Annotated in this window: 17 protein-coding genes and 1 tRNA gene; 9 read left to right on the plus strand and 9 right to left on the minus strand. The window is 74.2% G+C overall.

Features of this window, described 5'->3' with window-relative positions:
- Positions 1-101 precede the first annotated feature (101 nt).
- Together EFE23_RS03035 and EFE23_RS03040 are read right to left on the minus strand one after the other, a co-directional pair.
- On the minus strand, positions 102-2,396 hold the full coding sequence (locus EFE23_RS03035; protein WP_123239338.1) for a HelD family protein: 2,295 nt from the start codon (positions 2,394-2,396) through the stop codon (positions 102-104).
- A 249-nt stretch (positions 2,397-2,645) separates the two neighbouring features.
- On the minus strand, positions 2,646-3,773 hold the full coding sequence (locus EFE23_RS03040; protein ID WP_123239339.1) for a LolA family protein: 1,128 nt from the start codon (positions 3,771-3,773) through the stop codon (positions 2,646-2,648).
- Positions 3,774-3,868: 95 nt separating this feature from the next.
- Between EFE23_RS03040 and EFE23_RS03045 the strand changes: the two genes are divergently transcribed.
- Both EFE23_RS03045 and EFE23_RS03050 read left to right on the plus strand, forming a co-directional pair.
- Entirely contained in the window at positions 3,869-4,525 is a 657-nt protein-coding gene (locus tag EFE23_RS03045) for a response regulator transcription factor (protein WP_123239340.1), read from the plus strand.
- A gap of 80 nt (positions 4,526-4,605) precedes the next feature.
- Positions 4,606-5,997 carry a sensor histidine kinase gene (locus EFE23_RS03050; protein WP_123239408.1) on the plus strand — a complete coding sequence of 464 codons (1,392 nt, stop codon included), beginning with the start codon at positions 4,606-4,608 and terminating at the stop codon, positions 5,995-5,997.
- A 3-nt stretch (positions 5,998-6,000) separates the two neighbouring features.
- On the opposite strand, the gene EFE23_RS03055 is transcribed toward EFE23_RS03050, so the two are convergent.
- Positions 6,001-7,602: a tetratricopeptide repeat protein gene (locus EFE23_RS03055; RefSeq protein ID WP_123239341.1), complete on the minus strand. Its 1,602-nt coding sequence runs from the start codon at positions 7,600-7,602 to the stop codon at positions 6,001-6,003.
- Positions 7,603-7,659: 57 nt separating this feature from the next.
- The gene (locus EFE23_RS03060; RefSeq protein WP_123239409.1) at positions 7,660-8,121 is read right to left on the minus strand and encodes a MarR family winged helix-turn-helix transcriptional regulator; all 462 of its coding nucleotides are present in this window, start codon (positions 8,119-8,121) and stop codon (positions 7,660-7,662) included.
- Between the two features lie 50 nt (positions 8,122-8,171).
- On the opposite strand from EFE23_RS03060, the gene EFE23_RS03065 reads away from it, so the two are divergent.
- Both EFE23_RS03065 and EFE23_RS03070 read left to right on the plus strand, forming a co-directional pair.
- A complete protein-coding gene (locus tag EFE23_RS03065) occupies positions 8,172-8,693 on the plus strand; it encodes a VOC family protein (RefSeq protein ID WP_123239342.1) in 522 nt (173 codons plus the stop codon).
- 44 nt (positions 8,694-8,737) lie between these two features.
- Positions 8,738-9,646, plus strand: coding sequence for a hypothetical protein (locus EFE23_RS03070; RefSeq protein WP_123239343.1), 909 nt, complete (start codon positions 8,738-8,740; stop codon positions 9,644-9,646).
- On the opposite strand, the gene EFE23_RS03075 is transcribed toward EFE23_RS03070, so the two are convergent.
- From EFE23_RS03075 to EFE23_RS03090, 4 genes are all read right to left on the minus strand, one after another.
- A complete protein-coding gene (locus tag EFE23_RS03075; RefSeq protein ID WP_123239344.1) occupies positions 9,606-10,130 on the minus strand; it encodes a potassium channel family protein in 525 nt (174 codons plus the stop codon). The genes EFE23_RS03070 and EFE23_RS03075 overlap by 41 nt on opposite strands.
- A gap of 120 nt (positions 10,131-10,250) precedes the next feature.
- Complete coding sequence (locus tag EFE23_RS03080) at positions 10,251-10,430, minus strand: DUF4236 domain-containing protein (RefSeq protein WP_123239345.1); 180 nt, start codon at positions 10,428-10,430, stop codon at positions 10,251-10,253.
- A gap of 137 nt (positions 10,431-10,567) precedes the next feature.
- Complete coding sequence (locus EFE23_RS03085; RefSeq protein WP_123239346.1) at positions 10,568-11,023, minus strand: RrF2 family transcriptional regulator; 456 nt, start codon at positions 11,021-11,023, stop codon at positions 10,568-10,570.
- A 7-nt stretch (positions 11,024-11,030) separates the two neighbouring features.
- Positions 11,031-11,945 (minus strand): helix-turn-helix transcriptional regulator, encoded by a 915-nt coding sequence (locus EFE23_RS03090; protein WP_123239347.1) that lies wholly within the window; start codon positions 11,943-11,945, stop codon positions 11,031-11,033.
- Positions 11,946-12,116: 171 nt separating this feature from the next.
- Here EFE23_RS03090 and EFE23_RS03095 point away from each other — a divergent pair, with 171 nt between their 5' ends.
- Entirely contained in the window at positions 12,117-12,896 is a 780-nt protein-coding gene (locus tag EFE23_RS03095) for an SDR family oxidoreductase (RefSeq protein WP_123239410.1), read from the plus strand.
- A gap of 67 nt (positions 12,897-12,963) precedes the next feature.
- Here EFE23_RS03095 and EFE23_RS03100 read toward each other — a convergent pair whose 3' ends face one another.
- Positions 12,964-13,395, minus strand: coding sequence for an SsgA family sporulation/cell division regulator (locus EFE23_RS03100; RefSeq protein ID WP_007457244.1), 432 nt, complete (start codon positions 13,393-13,395; stop codon positions 12,964-12,966).
- 308 nt (positions 13,396-13,703) lie between these two features.
- Here EFE23_RS03100 and EFE23_RS03105 point away from each other — a divergent pair, with 308 nt between their 5' ends.
- The 4 genes from EFE23_RS03105 to EFE23_RS28110 all read left to right on the plus strand — a co-directional run bounded on the left by EFE23_RS03105 (position 13,704) and on the right by EFE23_RS28110 (position 15,072).
- Entirely contained in the window at positions 13,704-14,210 is a 507-nt protein-coding gene (locus EFE23_RS03105; RefSeq protein WP_123239411.1) for a TIGR02611 family protein, read from the plus strand.
- 51 nt (positions 14,211-14,261) lie between these two features.
- Positions 14,262-14,333: transfer RNA gene (locus EFE23_RS03110), tRNA-Val, on the plus strand.
- Between the two features lie 96 nt (positions 14,334-14,429).
- On the plus strand, positions 14,430-14,552 hold the full coding sequence (locus tag EFE23_RS29250) for a hypothetical protein (RefSeq protein WP_255421117.1): 123 nt from the start codon (positions 14,430-14,432) through the stop codon (positions 14,550-14,552).
- Positions 14,553-14,931: 379 nt separating this feature from the next.
- The gene (locus tag EFE23_RS28110) at positions 14,932-15,072 is read left to right on the plus strand and encodes a hypothetical protein (protein ID WP_158675821.1); all 141 of its coding nucleotides are present in this window, start codon (positions 14,932-14,934) and stop codon (positions 15,070-15,072) included.
- The last annotated feature ends 40 nt before the right edge of the window (positions 15,073-15,112 follow it).

Consider the following 15,112-nt stretch of genomic DNA (forward strand, 5'->3'; position numbering starts at 1 on the left):
CGCAGCGCAGCGCAGCGCAGCGCGGTGTGGTGCGACGCGGTGCGGCGCGACGCGGTGCGGCGCGACGGAGGGCAGCGCGGGGCGGCGCGGGGCGGGGCGGGTCAGGTTACCCGGAGGATGCCGAGGCGCTGGGTGGCGCGGGTGAGGGCGACGTAGAGGTCGCTGTGGCCGCGCGGGGACTCCGCCACGATCCGGTCGGGTTCGACCACGAGCACCGAGTCGAACTCCAGGCCCTTGGCCTGTTCGGTGGTGAGCACGACCACCCGGTTCGCCAGCTCGGGCTGCTCGCCGAGGGTGGCCTCGGGCAGTGCGGCGACGATCGCCGCGCCCAGCTCGGCCGCGCGTCCGCCCGGCACGATCACCCCGAGCCGCCCGTCGGCCAGTCCGGCCGCCTCGCGGGCGGTCGCCTCGACCAGCTCCGCGCCGAGCCGGTCCGCCGCGACCGTGCGGTCCCACGGCGGTACGCCGCTGGCGCGTACCGAGCGGGGCGGGCGCAGCGCCGGGTCGATCTCGGTGAGCACGTCGGCGGCGACCGCCATGATCTCGGCCGGGGTGCGGTAGCTGACGGTCAGCTCCTCCAGCCGCCACCGGTCCGCCACGTACGGCTTCAGGGCCTCGGCCCAGGACGGCGTGCCGGAGAGGGCGCCGGTCTGCGCCACGTCCCCGACGATGGTCATCGACCGGCTCGGGCAGCGGCGCATCAGCAGCCGCCACGCCATCGGCGACAGCTCCTGCGCCTCGTCGACGATGACGTGCCCGAACGCCCAGCTCCGGTCGGCGGCGGCCCGCTGCGCGGTGGTCAGCCGCTCGGCGTCCTCCTGCCGCTCGGACAGCCGGTCGGCGTCGATCAGGTCGGTCACGCCGAGGATCTCACCGCCGTCGGCCTCGTCCTCCACGTCGATGGAACGGGAACCGCGCCAGATCTCCAGCACGCCCTCGGCGTACTCGCGTTCGAGGGCGCGCAGCCGCTCGCGGCGGGCGACGGCGGCCCGCTCGTCCTCGCCGAGCAGTTCGGCCGCCTCGTCCAGCAGCGGCACGTCGGCCGGCGTCCAGCCGCCCGGCTCGCGGTGCAGCAGCGCCCGCTCGGCGTCGGTGAGCATCGGCGCGGCGGTGGCGATCCGCTGCTCGTCGGCGTACAGATCGGCGAGCAGGCGCTGCGGGGTGAGCACCGGCCACAGCTGGTCCAGCGCGGCGCGGACCTCGGGCTCCTCGCGCAGCTCCCGGCGGATCTCCGCGATGTCGGCCTCGGAGAGCAGGTTCTCCCCGCCCAGCGGGTCGGCGCCGATCCGCTCGGCGACCTGGGCGGCGAGCGCGTGCACGATCTCGATGTCGAACAGCGCCCGGGCCAGGTTGTGCGGGCGCTGCGCCCGCCGGGCCCGCTCCCGGGCCTGTCGGACCACCTCCGGGTCGAGGGTGAGGATCTCCCGCTGCGGCAGCTCGATCTCCAGCGGCTCGTCCGGCACCCACTGCCGGTCCCGCACGGCGTTCGCCAGCACCTCGGCCATCACCGCGCGCCCCTTGAGCGCCGCGGTGCCGGCCGGCTCGGCGCGCCGGGCGCTCACCCCGGGGAAGAGGTCCGCCTGGGTACGCAGCAGCACGCCGGTCTCGGCCAGCGCCGGGAGCACCTGGGAGATGTAGCGCAGGAAGGTGGCGTTCGGGCCGACCAGCAGCACGCCCCGGGTGGAGAGCTGCTCCCGGTGGGTGTAGAGCAGGTACGCGGCCCGGTGCAGCGCCACCGCGGTCTTGCCGGTGCCGGGGCCGCCCTGGACCACCATGACGCCCGGCAGTTCGGCCCGGATGATCCGGTCCTGCTCGGCCTGGATGGTCTCGACGATGTCCCGCATCCGGCCGGTACGGCCGGCGTTCAGTGCGGCGAGCAGCGACGCCTCGCCGGTCAGTTCCTCGTGGGCGGTGGGGGAGGCGGCGGCGATGTCCAGTACCTCGTCGTTGAGGCCGGTGACCTTCCGCTCCCGGGTGCGCAGGTGCCGGCGCCGGCGTACGCCCTGCGGGTTGGCGGCGGTGGCCAGGTAGAACGCCCGGGCGGCCGGGGCGCGCCAGTCCATCAGCAGCGGGTCGTAGTCGCCCGAGGTGTCGAAGATGCCGATCCGGCCGATGTAGCGGCGGGAGCCGTCGTCGCCGTCGAGGCGACCGAAGCACAGGCCGCTCTCCACCGCGGAGAACCGCTCGACCTGCTCGGCGTACATCCCGACGGCGGAGTCGCGCTGGGACCGGGCCTGCTGGGTGCCGCCGGTGCTGCGCAGCTCCTCGGTGAGCCGGCGGGCGGCCTGCTCGCGCATGCCGTCCAGCCGGTCGTAGAGCATCGAGACGTACTCCTGCTCGCGACCGATCTCGTCGTCCGGGGGCAGCTCAACCGATACGTCGGAGTGCGTTGACAAGCCAGCTCCTCAATTGCTAAAATCAGCGAAGGAATGGCCTTTTTCGCCATTCCTTTTTGTGTTTGAACTGAGAAAGATACCGCGTGGCTAGCCGCCGGACCAAGCCTGGTGCAGCTCGCCGAGGTGGGAATGTTCGGGGTTGTCGGATCCCGCCAGGTCGGCGATGTGGTGCCGGATCACGCGGGGGGTGACCTGACGGGTCGGGGCCCGGCCGGCGTACGCCGACCGGGCCCCGACCCGTTCTCCTGGTCAGCCCTTGGCCACCTGGTAGAGCCGCTCGGGGGTGACCAGTCCGGCCAGCACCCGCCCGTCGTCGGTGAGCAGCACGCTGAACAGCTTCGAGGTGAGCAGCCGGCCGCTGCCCCAGTCCCCGCTCACCTTCGGCAGCGCACCCAGCAGCCCGGCCACGTCGGGGGCGCCCGCGCCCGCCGCCGGGCCACCCGGCTCCCGCGGCGACGCCGGCGCGTCGGCGGCACCGACCTTCCCGGCCTGGTCGAGCCGCGCCACCAGCACCGTGGTCCAGCCGGTCCCGACGGTACGCAGGTCCGAGCCGTCCGGCCGGCGGTCGGTCGGCGCGTGCCGGCCGGGTGCGCCCGCCTTCTCCTCGGTGACCGTCACGCCGGGCGGCGGGTTGAACCGGAACTGGTCCGCGTCCGGGGTGCGGAAGTCCACCTGGGTGAAGGCCACCTCGAAGGCCGGCTCGTCGGCGCCGTCGGCGAGCACCTCGAACCGCAGCGGCACGTGCTCCTTGGCGTCCAGCGCGATCCGCACCTGGTGCACCAGGGAGTCCTTGTCGCGCGGGGTGAGCACCAACTCGTACACGCTGCGACCGGCCACGGTGGCGGAGCGGCCGACGGTCACCGCGGTGCTCGGGTCGATCGCCGCGAGGGCCCGGTCGGCGGCGTCGGCCGGGGTGGCCGGCGCGGACGACAGGTCCGCGTCGCCCGCCGGCAGCGTCCGGTGCGACCCGGCGTTGGTCCGGCTGCTCCACGTCCACAGGTCGCGGCCGTTGCGCAGCACGTCCCGCTCACCCAGCGTGTCGACCAGGGCCAGCCGCTGCCGGTCGGGGCCCGCGTACCAGACCCGCAGGGTGTGGGTGCCGCTGATCAGGCTGGTCAGCTGGTCGCCGCCGGCCATCCCGGCCAGGTTGGCCAGCGGCGGCAGCCCGAGGTCGGCCCGCTGCACCACGGTGCCGGACAGGCCGTCCAGCCGCGACGTGCGCAGGTCCTCCAGGAGCTGCGCGGCGGTCCGCGGTGGCAGGGCCGGATCCGCGGTGGCGGCGAACGTGCCGACGGCCGCGCCGCCGCCGATCACGGCAACCCCCGCGGTCACCGGGACCAGCCAGCGCAGCACGGCGTGATTCTTCAGTACGGACATGGTGGACACCTCCTGACGGTAATGCTGCCTGCGGGCCGCTGTGAACGCGCTGAGGAGATTCCCTAGGGGGCGTCACCTGGTGGCACCCTGGACGGGTGCGGTTGCTGGTGGTGGAGGACGAGTCGCGGTTGGCGGCCGCGCTGCGCCGGGGTCTGCAGGCGGAGGGGTTCGCGGTGGACGTGGAGTCCACCGGCCCGGCCGGCCTCGACGCCGCCCGGCACGGCGAGTACGACGCCATGATCCTCGACGTGATGCTGCCCGGTCTCTCCGGGTACGAGGTGGTGCGCCGGCTGCGCGCCGAGGAACGCTGGCTGCCGGTGCTCATGCTGTCGGCCAAGGACGGGGAGTACGACCAGGCCGACGGGTTGGACTGCGGCGCTGACGACTACCTCACCAAGCCCTTCTCGTACGTGGTGCTGCTGGCCCGGCTGCGGGCGCTGCTGCGCCGGGGCGCGCCGCAACGCCCGGCCGTGCTGGCCGTCGGTGACCTGCGGCTGGATCCGGCGCGGCGGCGGGTGACCCGGGCCGACGCCGAGGTGACCCTGACCGCCCGCGAGTACGCCCTGCTCGACTACCTGATGCGCCGGGCCGGCGAGGTGGTCTCCAAGACCGAGCTGCTGGACCACGTATGGGACGCCAGCCTGGACACCGCACCGAACGCGGTCGAGGTCTACGTCGGCTACCTGCGCCGCAAGATCGGCCGGGACCGTCTGGAGACGGTCCGGGGCGCCGGCTACCGGCTCGCCACGTGAGCACGAAAGGAAGGGCCCCCTTTTATCGCCTCCGGTATAGGAAGGGCCCCCTGCTAACACTGAGCCTGCGTGCCCGGCTGCTGGTGATCGGGGTGGCCGGGTTGAGCGTCGGGCTCGCGCTCGGCGGCACCCTGCTGCTCGGCGCGCTCGGCTGGACGTTGCAACGCTCGGTCGACGCCGAGGCGTTGCGGACCGCCGACGCGGTGGCGCTGCTGGCCGACTCCAACGCACTGCCCGACCCGCTGCCGGTGGCCGGCGGCCAGCTGCGAGTGCAGGTGCTGGACGGCCAGGGCCGGATCCGGGCCGCCTCCATCGACGCCGACCGGCTGGTGCCGATGCTCCGGCCCGACCAGCTCCGGGCCGGGCAGCGCCAGCGCCTGGTGGTGGACGGGCGGCGGGTCGGGCTCACCGGCCCGGTGCGGGTGGTCACCGTGCCGGCGGGCGGTCCCGCCGACCCGCTCACGGTGCTGGTCGCCAAGTCGATGACCGACGTCCGGCACAGCCTGCACGTGGTCCGCACCCTGTTGCTGGTGGGCTTTCCGCTGCTGGTCGCCGGGCTGGCGCTGGTGGCCTGGCGGGTGATCGGCGCGACGCTGCGCCCGGTGGAGGCGCTGCGCCGGGGCGCCGCCGAGATCACCGACCGGGCCGGGCCGGGGCGGCTGCCCGTGCCGGCGGCCCGGGACGAGATCCACCGGCTGGCGGTCACCCTCAACGACATGCTGGACCGGCTGGCCGCCGCCCGGGCCCGGCAGCGGGCGTTCGTCGCCGACGCCGCGCACGAGCTGCGCAGCCCGCTGACCAACATGCGGACCGAGTTGGAGGTGGCCCGCCGGCTGGGTGCCGCGACGGACTGGCCGGCGGTCGCCGACGACCTGCTCACCGACACCGAACGGCTCGGCCGGCTGGTCGACGACCTGCTCCTGCTGGCCCGCCTCGACGAGGAGCCGGGCCGGCCGGGCGCGCCGCTGCGTACCGTCGGCCCGGTCGAGCTGGGTGAGCTGCTGCGCGCGGTGGCCGACCGTTACCCGTCCCCGCCGCTGCGGCTGGTGCCGCCGGCCGCTCCGGCGTGGACCGAGGGCGACCCGGCCGAGCTGCGCCGGGTGCTGATCAACCTGGTGGACAACGGGCTGCGGCACGCCCGCGGCGAGGTGCTGCTCGCGGTGACCGGCCCCGAGCCGGACGGGCCGGTGCCCGGGCCGCGCCGGGCCGGGCCGGGGGAGCGGGCGTACCACGTGGTGACGGTGACCGACGACGGGCCGGGCATCCCGGCGGCCGACCGGGAACGGGTCTTCGAGCGGTTCACCCGGCTGGACGACGCGCGGGCGCGGGACGACGGCGGTGCCGGGCTGGGCCTGGCCATCGTGCGGGAGCTGGTCCGCCGGGCCGGCGGCAGCGTCGCGCTCGCCGACGCCGGGCCCGGGCTGCGGGTGAGCGTACGGCTGCCGGCGCTCGACGAGCCGGAGGCGGACTGACGGTCAGCCGCGGTCGGTGCAGACCGGGGCGGCCCGGGCGACGGTGTCGGTGGACCAGACCACCGCGACGGTGAAGCAGTAGTCCTGGCTGCGGCTCAGCCCGTACGCGGTGTAGCTGTCGGTGCCGGCGGGCAGCTCCTCGAAGGTGTGCTGGGTGTCCCGCGAGCGGCCCCCGGCGATCACCACCGGCCCCTCCGCCCCGGCCGGGTACGTCCAGCTCAGCACGATGCTGTCCCGCCGGTCGGTGAGCCGGACCCGACCGGGCGGCGTGCCCGGGGAGGCGGGGGCCGCCGTCGGCGTGCCGGCGGGCGTGCCGGTCGGTGACGTGCCGCCCGTGGTGGGCGCCGACGCCGGGGTCCCCCGGGACCGGTCCACCCGGGACACCCCGGCCACCACCGCGATCGTGCCGAGCAGCAGGGCGACGATGACCCCGACCACCACCAGCGGCAGCCAGGGCGTGGCCTGGCGTTCGGGCGCGGGCGGGCGGGGCACGTGCACCGGCAGGTAGCGCGACGGCGGCTCGGGTTCGGTGGCCCCGGGCACCCGGCGCACCCCGGCCGGGTCCTCCCCGGCCGGCTCCGCCCCGGTCAGCCCGACCACGGTCGGGGGCAGCGCGCTCTCCCCGGCCACCCGGTCGTCGTACGGCTCCTCCGGCGGCCACCAGTCGCCCGCCGGACCGGCGAAGTCGTCGTCGGCGTCCGGCGGCGTACGCGGGGTGGGCACGCTCGGGTGCGCCGCCTCGGCCGGCTCGACGGGGTGCTCGGCCGGGTGGTGGAGCGGCGGCTCCGGCGCCGGTTCGGGGGTGCGCTGCGGTGGGTGGTAGAGCAGCGGCTCGGGCGGCCCCTCGGCGGCCGGGGGGATCCGGGCGCCGGGCACCACCGGCCGCTCCCGGGCCGGTGGCTCCGGCGCGACGCAGGCGTGGTCCGGGTCGGCGGCGGCCCGGACCAGCGTGGCCACCTGCCCGGCGAGCGGGTCGTCGGGGGCCAGGTGCAGCGCGCACAGTTCCTCGGCGAGGGTCAGGTGCTCGTGCGACTCGGCGTACCGGCCGCAGTCGCGTTCCATCGCGCCCAGCTTGGCCAGCATCTTGATCCCGCTGGGATGGCCGTCGCCGTACACCTCGCGGTGCAGCTCCCAGGCGTCCTGCAGGCGGTCCCGGGCGACCTGGCACTGGCCCCGGGCGTACTCCACGGTGGCCAGGTCGGCGTGCGCGGCCAGCACCCGCTGCGACTCGGGGCCGTCGCGGGCGGTCAGCTCGATGATGACGTCCGAGTAGAGCCGGGCGGCGCGGGCGTCGCTGCCGACCCGGTGCAGCACGGCGGCCAGGGTGGCGGCGGCGGTGACCGTGCGCTCGTCCGACCGGCCGTAGAGCCGGGTGGTCGCCGCGTACGCGAACGCGGCCCAGCCGCGCGCCGAGTGCGGCTCGCCGAGGGCGACCAGCACCCTGGCCTGGAGGCCGGCGGCGTCGGCCAGCTCGGGGGAGGCGTTGGCGGGACGCGGGTCGGCGTCGGTCAGGGCGTCGGCGAGCAGCCGCTGGGCGCCGGCGAGGTCGCCTTCGGACACCAGGTGGTGCGCCTGGACCGTCAGTTCACCGAAGCCGGAGGACACGCCCCATCGTGCTCATCCGACGACGGTAAGTACAAGACCCGGAGTGGATCAGTTTGGTCAGGATCCGGTCAGGTGGTCGGCGAGGGTCTCGCTGATCCGCCGGAGCTGGTCCACCTGGGCCGGGCTCAGCGCGTCGAACAGGTGCCGGCGTACCCCTTCGACGTGGCCGGGCGCGGCGGCGGCGAGGGTGGTGAAACCGGCGTCGGTGAGCACGGCGATCTGGCCGCGCCGGTCGGTGGGGCAGTCGTCCCGGCGGACCCAGCCGGCCGCCTCGAGCCGGGCGACGGCGTGCGAGAGCCGGCTGCGCGAGGAGCCGGCGGCCTGGGCGAGTTCGCTCATCCGCAGCCGCCGTTCGGGGGCCTCGGAGAGCCGGACCAGGATCTCGTAGTAGGCGTGCGGCATCCCCGCGTCGCGTTGCAGGTCGCGGTCGAGGGTGTCCATCAGCGCCCGGGTGGCGGCGAGGAAGGCGCGCCAGGTCCGCTGCTCGTCGGGGTCCAGCCACCGGGTCATGACGACCATCATAGCCGAGGTTGTTGAACGCTCAACCAAATCGGGGTACCGTCGACGGCATGGGAATCCACCGGCTCAACCACGCCGTCCTCTACGTCCGCAGCCTCGAGCGCAGCGTCGCGTTCTACCGCGACGTGCTGGGCTTCCGTCCGGTGCCGATGACGCCGGACGGGTTCTCGGGCGCCGCCTTCCTCCAGGCGCCCGACTCCACCAACGACCACGACCTCGGCCTCTTCGAGATCGGCGCCGCCGCCGGTCCGTCCCCGGCCGGCCGGGCCACCGTCGGCCTCTACCACCTGGCCTGGGAGCTCGACACCCTGGACGAACTGGCCGCCACCGCCGAGCGGCTCTCCGCCGCCGGCGCCCTGGCCGGCGCCTCCGACCACGGCACCACCAAGAGCCTCTACGGCCGGGACCCGGACGGCCTCGAATTCGAGATCGTCTGGATCGTCCCCGCCGACCTGCTCGACGACGACGCCCTCGCGGCCCGCAAGCGGATCGGCCGGCTCGACCTCGACCGGGAGCGGCAGCGCTACGGCGGGCAGACCCGCGGCGGCGTGGGCATCTCCGTCCCGGCCTGACCCGCCGCCGCACGGCCGGGGTGCCGGTGCGGTAGAACGGCACCATGTCCACCGAAGCCGTCCTGCGCGAGCTGCTCGTCCGGCAGCTCGACCACTGGCTGCCGGGAGCGTTGCACCGCTCCCGGCGGGCCACCCTGGCCCTCGCGTACGCCGGGAGCGACACCGGCGGCGCGGAGGCCGCGCTGCGGGTGGTGGCCGAGTTCGCCGACCGGCTACGCGGCCGCCGGCTGACCGTGCTGGTGCTCGCCGAGGGGGGCGCGGAGCTGCCGGCCCGGCTCGGCGCGGCCGAGACCGCCCTGCCGGCGGACGTGGCGGTGCACGTGGTGCCCGGCCACCCCGACCGGCTGCCGGTGGCGCTCCAGGCCGCTGGCGCCGCCGGGGCCCCGCTGCTGGCCGTGGTCGACGGCGGCGATCCCGACCCGGCCCTGCTGGCCGCCGTGGCCACCGGCCGGCCGGCCGAGCTGCTGCTGGTCACCGCGGCGGGCCGGCCCGTCCGGCCGGCCCTGACCGCGGCCGGGTTCCCGCTGGCCACCGAGGTGGAACTGGTCCCCGTCGGCGGTGGCCCGGCCCGGCTGCTGGGCTACGCCACCGCCTCGGACAAGGGCCTCGAAGCGCTCAAGGACGCGCTCTGGGCGGTCGACGAGTACGCCGGGGTCCGCTACCGCGACCCGGCCGACCCGGCGGGGCGGCTGCTCGACATCAGCCTCGACCCGGACCCGGGCCCGCTGCGCCGCGAACTGCTCGCCGAACTCGCCCGCTCCGGCCCGCGTACGGTCACCGAACTGCGCCGCTTCGCGGCCACCTCGACGGTCTACCGGGCCGCCGACGCGAACCGGGCGCTGGCCTCGCTGCTCGCCTCCGGGGCGGTGACCCGGTCACCCGAGCACGGCCGGCTCGGCGGGGACGTGCTGGTCACCCTCGCCCCGGGCGGGGACGCTGGGTCATCTGCTTGATCACGATGGACGCCCCAGTGGCGATCACCCCGATGCTGAAGATCATCTGTGCGCAGACCAGCACCCGGGCGATCTGGCCCTGGGCGTGCACGTCGCCGTAGCCGACGGTGGTCAGGGTGGTCAGGGCGAAGTAGAGCGCGTCGACGCGGGTCCGCAGGCCGACGAACTCGCCCGGCCGGGTGTTCGCCACCACGAAGTCGGCGAGGGCGAAGACCAGCAGCCCGGCGATCAGCGCGACGGCGAGCCGGATCAGCGCCCGGATCTCCGCCTCTCCGGTCGGCTGTTGCACGGCGAGCTGGCGGCGGACCTGGCCGGTGACCAGGAACGCCACCACGACCACCAGGAGCAGCGTGCCCGCCGAGCGCAGCGCCAGCCGCAGCCCGTTCGGGTCCGGCTCCACGGGGACGGCGAAGTAGGCGACCAGCAGCAGGGCGACGGCGAACATCGCCAGCCACCGCTCCCGCCGGAAGGACTCGTCGACCATGCGGCGATTGTCCTGTCGTCCGCCGTGCGGTGCCGGCGGAACGGCCAAGCCGGCCCACCTGCCCCGAGATGCCGAGCGGGGTGCCGGTGAACCACCGGCACCCCGCGCGACCTCGGGACGTCACGCCCGGGACTTGTCCTGCTTCCAGGAGATCGGCCCCGGCAGGTCCACGCGGTGGGCCCGGGTCCGGGAGTTCCAGGACCACTTGCCGATCTTGATGCTCCAGGAGGAGAAGCCGTTCTCGGTGAAGTTCAGGTACAGCGGGCCGATCTTCTTCCGCTTGCGGAACACGATGCCCATCGCGGGGCTCCTCTCTCGCTCTCTCCCTGCCTCTGCGGCATCGAACATGCCCGAATCCGCAACCCGCGAAACCCGCTCAGGTCCGCCGTGGACGGTGTCGCCCGGACCCCGGCCGGGCGGGCCCGGATGGGCCGACGTCAGCGCGGTTCCCAGGCGTCCGGGAGGGCGGTGAGCTGACGGACGTGGGCGGGGAGCCGTCCGCTGGCCAGCTCGGCGAGGCTCACCTCGTCGACCACCCGGCGCACCGAGGCGCGTACCGCCACCCAGAGCTGGGGCAGATGCTGCGCCGCGCCCGGGTAGCTGGTCTGCTCGGGGCGCAGCCCGCGTACCCCGGCCAGCGGGCCGTCGACGGCGCGCAGGATCTGTCCGACCGGGACCTCCCGCGGCGGCCGGGTCAGGGTGTAGCCGCCCTCCGCGCCGCGCTGCGCCCGGACGATCCCGGCCCGGCGCAGGTCCGCCAGCACGGCCTCCAGGAACTTGCGCGGCATGTCCTGCTCCGTCGCGATGGCCTGGGTGGACAGCAGGCGGGGGTACGCCTGGGCCAGGCTCAGCGCGGCCCGGACCGCGTAGTCGCCGCGCGCGGTGATCTGCACCCTGCCATCATGCCCGGCCGGGCCGGACGGGCGAGTCGGCGGGCGGTCGGGGCCGCACCGTGCGGACCGGGACCGGCCGCTCCCGGGCGGCCCGGAAGGCGCCCGGGCTGACCCCGACCTCGCGGGTGAAGAAGCGGCCGAAATTGGTCGGCTCGGGGAAACCCAGCCGGCGGCCGATCCGGGCGATCGGCTCGTCGGTGGCGGCGAGCAGCCGGCACGCCTGCAACGCGACCCGCTCGTCGATCACCTGCTTGGCGCTGCGGCCGGTCACCGCCAGGCAGGCGCGGGTCAGGGTACGCACCGAGCAGCCCAGCCGGGCGGCGTAGTCCTCGACCCGGCGGGTGTGCCGGTAGTCGCGTTCCACCTCGTGGCAGAGCCGGTGGAAGGTCTCCGCCTCCGCGCGGTGCGCCGGCTGCCGCGCGGTGAACGGAAGCAGGCTCAGCCGCAGCAGCAGCACCGCGAGCTGGTGCCGCAGCAGCGCCCGGGCGGCCGGCACCCCGGCGTGCCGGTCGGCGTCCACCGCCAGCTGGGTCACCTCGCTGATCACCGCGTCCTCGTCCTCGCCGGCGAGCTGCCGGTACGCCGGCACCGCGTCCGGGTCGACGTCCAGCCCGCGCAGCGTCCCGGCGTCCCAGCGCACCACCGTCGCGTCCAGTTGCGGGCCGAGGCAGCGCAGCGCCTGGCCGGGGCGGACCCGCAGCAGGGTGCCGGGCCGGCAGGGCAGCGCCCGGAAGTCCAGCTCGGCGGTGCCGTGACCGCCGGTGACCAGGATCAGCACCTCGGCGTCGAGCAGGACCGGGCGGGGCCAGCCGGGCTCGGGCGCGAGCTCGGCGAGGGCACCGGTGACGATCTCCGCGGCAGCGGGCCGGGCGGCAGGCAGGTCGGTACGGCTGGCCGGGGGGAGCTGTCCGGTAGTGGCCATCGTCCCGACGTTAACCGGCGCCGCTGCATCCTGCATCTCGGCACTTCCACCGGTCGGGGGCGGGTCTTGTCGCCCCGGACGCGGGACGGTTAGGTTACCGAGCGGTAGCGCGAGGGTCGCCGGACCGCCGGACCGACCCCGCGGCCACCGCCGACTCGCGATGGGATGGGCATGACGGATCTGTTCTCGGTCGAAGGCAAGACGGTCCTGGTCACCGGTGGATCCCGAGGGATCGGGCTGATGATCGCCCGGGGCTTCGTGCGGGCCGGCGCCAAGGTGATCATCTCGTCGCGGAAGGCGGAGGTCTGCGAGACCGTGGCCGGGGAACTGGCCGCCGAGGGGACCTGCGCGGCGATCCCCGCCGACCTCAGCCACGACGAGGGCGCGCTGGGGCTGGCCGCGGCCGTGCGGGAGCGCACCGGCGACCGGCTCGACGTGCTGGTGAACAACGCCGGCGCCACCTGGGGCGCGCCGCTGGAGTCGTACCCGGAGAGTGCTTTCGACAAGCTCTGGGCGGTGAACGTCAAGGCCGTCTTCCGGCTCACCACCGCGCTGCTGCCGGCGCTGCGCGCGGCAGCCACCGCCGACGATCCGGCCCGCGTGATCAACATCGGCTCGATCGACGGCCTCCGGGTGCCGTGGATGGAGGTGTACGCGTACTCCGCCACCAAGGCGGCCGTGCACATGCTCACCCGCAGCCTCGCCCACCAGCTCGCCGGCGAGCAGATCACGGTCAACGCGATCGCGCCGGGGCCGTTCGAGAGCAAGATGATGGCCTTCGCGCTGGACGACCCGGGGTCCCGGGCGGCGATCGAGCAGCAGGTGCCGCTGGGCCGGATCGGCCGTCCCGAGGACATGGCGGGCACCGCGATCTACCTGTCGTCGCGGGCCGGGGCGTACCTGACCGGGGCGGTGATCCCGGTCGACGGTGGGATCACGACGCACGGCTGACGTCGTACCCGATGACGGCCCGGGGCCGCGCGGACTCGGCAGATCCGCGCGGCCCCGGGGTGCGTCGTCAGCGGCCGGCGAGCAGCCGGTTCACCGCCGTGTCGACGTCCAGGTGCTCGGCCTCGCGGCCGCGCGGGACGACGACGTAGGTCCGGCGCAGGAAGCGCACGAGCACGCTGCGCGGAACCTCGAAGAGGGCGTTGCCGTCCGGGGACGACAGCGCGAGGGCGACGAAGTCCCCGCGTGGGGTGGCCCAGGGCCACACCCGCACGTCGCCGATGCCGGCCGGCTCGTCGAGCCCGGTGACCAGCAGTTCGCGAGCGAACGACCAGCTCACCGCCTCGCCGCCGGCGGATTCGGCGTGGAACAGGACATGGACCGCATACGGGTCAGCAGGGTCGTAACGCAGACTGGCACGCACCGGCAAGGCGGTGGCGTCAGGCGCGACGAGCCTTAGCGACGTCTCGACCTCTACGGTCGTCGGTCGGATGACACTCATGGACGTTCTCCCCCCGGCACCGCTGCGGAACGCGCGTGTCCCGCTTTTCCCATACTCAGGTGCTACTCCTGGCTACGCTCCGCCATACGCTGACTTCACCCAGTGGTGGGAAGGGGTGCGGAACGCCTCCGAGAATGTGAAAATTCTTGTAGGATTTCCGCTTCGCCCAGTCCGTGATCCCGCCCGGCAACGGGTGGTTCAGTCGTCGACTTACTCCGGTAACGTCCAGTCCTCAGCAGGGGTGACGGTCCCGGGCGACACTGGGGGTGGAAATGGTCCTCGGCTCCACTGAGGAACCCTTCGCGACCATGGCCGACCCGGCGAAAGGAGCGGCCCGAACAGCCGAAAGGCGGGGGTACGAGGTGCCAGTCGAACGGGGTTCCCAGGGTGCTGGCGTCTCGCTCGCCGAGCGCCGCCGCAGCGGTTGGCGGGCGCGGCTGCACACCACCCTCGAGCTCATCCGGGCCAACCCCACCGGCCGGGTGGCGCTCAAGATCTTCATCGGCATCCTCGGCGCGCTCATCGTCACCATCGGGGTCGCCCTCATCCCGCTGCCCGGACCGGGCTGGCTGCTGGTCATCGCCGGCCTCGGCGTGTGGGCCGTGGAGTTCCACTGGGCCCGCCGGCTGCTCGCCTTCACCCGCCGCAACGTGCAGGCCTGGACACGTTGGGCGACCAGCCGGCCACTGTCCGTACGCATCCTGCTGGGCACCGTCGGCCTGCTCTTCGTGTCCGTGGTGGTGTGGCTGTCGCTCAAGTACAGCCTCGGCATCGACGTCGTCGCCCGCGCCCTGCACTACCTCGCCACGCACTGACCCCCGGGTTTTTGGTCCGGCAAGTGGATCAGGTAGAGTCATCGGCGCTGAGGGCGATTAGCTCAGCGGGAGAGCGCTTCGTTCACACCGAAGAGGTCACTGGTTCGATCCCAGTATCGCCCACGCAGGTCAAAGGCCACTTCCCGGCTCCGGGAGGTGGCCTTTCTGCTTGTGTACAGCAGTTCCGTCAGTGGCCGAGTGAGTCACCGAGGCGTTTGAGTGTCGTCCCTCGGATGGCGCCAGAAGACCGAAAGACTTTGGACCGGCGGCCAAGCGAAGCTCGCCACCCTCAGCTTCGTGGTTGGCACCGTGGTCAGCGTCATCGGGCTCATCAAGAAGTAGCCGGACAGCCGGGCCGCGGGTAGGCGAAGCGGTAAGCAGCGAAGTACAGCAACCCGCCGGCACTGAGCGGAGCGGCTAGGAGCGGTATCGGACCACCGACCAGCGCTGCACATCGAACCAGGATGCGGCGCGACTTCCTGGTCTTGGTGTCTCCGTCCGCGCGGCTGGGCCTTGGTCCAGCCTGCCGGTGCTGGCCTATCGTGTTGACGTGAAGCGCCCACCCCTGCCGATCGCTGTCGCGAGCGGTCTCGCCATCGTCCCCGGGATCGCGGCCGTCGCGCTATCGGCTCCCATCATTGCTGTACTGGCTGCGCTGCTGCATGCACTCATAGCATTCAATATATGGCGGGGTCACCCTCGCTTCCTCCCACTCCCTTTCGTGTTCCTAGCGATCAGCCTGCTCGCGTTGGTGCTTAGACAGAACCCTTCTATCCTGCTTCCTGTAGTGCTGTGGATGGCCGTGGCGCTGCTGGTGTCGCTGCCCGAGCGGTCCCGGGCGTGGTTCCGGCAGCCCGGCTGAATGCTGTTGCGAGGACGAAGACAGGCGTCGAGTCCGCGGT

Source organism: Micromonospora solifontis (assembly GCF_003725545.1).
In the GTDB taxonomy this organism is placed as follows: domain Bacteria; phylum Actinomycetota; class Actinomycetes; order Mycobacteriales; family Micromonosporaceae; genus Micromonospora; species Micromonospora solifontis.